We start from the raw sequence: 1,197 nt of genomic DNA, 5'->3' as shown, positions 1-1,197 counted from the left end.
AATTAGTCTAAAATTTTAGATACAACTCCAGATGCTACTGTTCTTCCACCTTCTCTAATGGCAAATCTTAGTCCTTCGTCCATAGCGATTGGTGTGATTAGTGATACTGTAAATGTTGAGTTGTCTCCTGGCATTACCATTTCTACTCCTTCTGCTAATTGGATATCTCCTGTTACGTCAGTTGTTCTGAAGTAGAATTGTGGTCTGTATCCGTTAAAGAATGGTGTATGTCTTCCACCTTCTTCTTTTGTTAGTACATATACTTCTGCTTCGAAGTTTTTATGTGGGTGAATTGATCCTGGGGCTGCTAGTACTTGTCCTCTTTGGATTTCTTCTCTTTGTACACCTCTTAGTAGTGCTCCGATGTTGTCTCCTGCTTCTGCTTGGTCTAGTTGTTTTCTAAACATTTCTACACCTGTTACTACTACTTGTCTCTTTTCGTCTGTAAGTCCAACTACTTCTACGTTGTCTCCTACTTTTACTACTCCTTGTTCTACTCTTCCTGTTGCTACTGTTCCTCTTCCTGTGATTGAGAAGATGTCTTCAATTGGCATTAGGAATGGGTGTTCTGTATCTCTTGCTGGTGTTGGGATCCATGCATCTACTTCTTCCATTAGTTTGATGATTTTGTCTCCCCATTCTCCTGATGAGTCTTCTAGTGCTTTTAATGCACTTCCTACTACGATTGGTGTGTTGTCTCCGTCAAAGTCGTATTCTGATAATAGATCTCTTACTTCCATTTCTACTAATTCGATTAGTTCTGGATCGTCTACTTGGTCTTCTTTGTTAAGGAATACTACTAACTTTGGTACACCAACTTGTCTTGCTAGTAGAATGTGTTCTCTTGTTTGTGGCATTGGGCCGTCAGCTGCTGATACTACAAGGATTCCACCATCCATTTGTGCTGCTCCTGTGATCATGTTCTTTACATAGTCAGCGTGTCCTGGGCAGTCTACGTGTGCGTAGTGTCTGTTTGGTGTTTCGTATTCTACGTGAGATGTTGAGATTGTGATTCCTCTTTCTCTTTCTTCTGGTGCTTTATCGATGTTTGAGTAATCGATGAAGTCTCCAGTGCCGTATCTGTCATGTAGTGTTTTTGTTATTGCTGCTGTAAGTGTTGTCTTACCGTGGTCAACGTGACCGATTGTTCCAATGTTAACATGTGGTTTATTTCTTTCAAATTTTGATTTAGCCATT

Annotated in this window: 1 protein-coding gene; it reads right to left on the bottom strand. The window is 40.3% G+C overall.

Going from position 1 to position 1,197, the window contains the following annotated elements; translation table 11 throughout:
* Window positions 1-2 precede the first annotated feature (2 nt).
* Window positions 3-1,196 carry an elongation factor Tu gene (gene tuf, locus KQI68_RS10250; RefSeq protein WP_216550023.1) on the bottom strand — a complete coding sequence of 398 codons (1,194 nt, stop codon included), beginning with the start codon at window positions 1,194-1,196 and terminating at the stop codon, window positions 3-5.
* Window position 1,197 lies beyond the last annotated feature (1 nt).

It is taken from the genome of Peptoniphilus ovalis, from assembly GCF_018919265.1.
Lineage (GTDB): Bacteria > Bacillota > Clostridia > Tissierellales > Peptoniphilaceae > Peptoniphilus_A > Peptoniphilus_A ovalis.
Note: the sequence above shows the minus strand (reverse complement) of the source record. Positions and strands in the feature narration are given on the sequence as shown.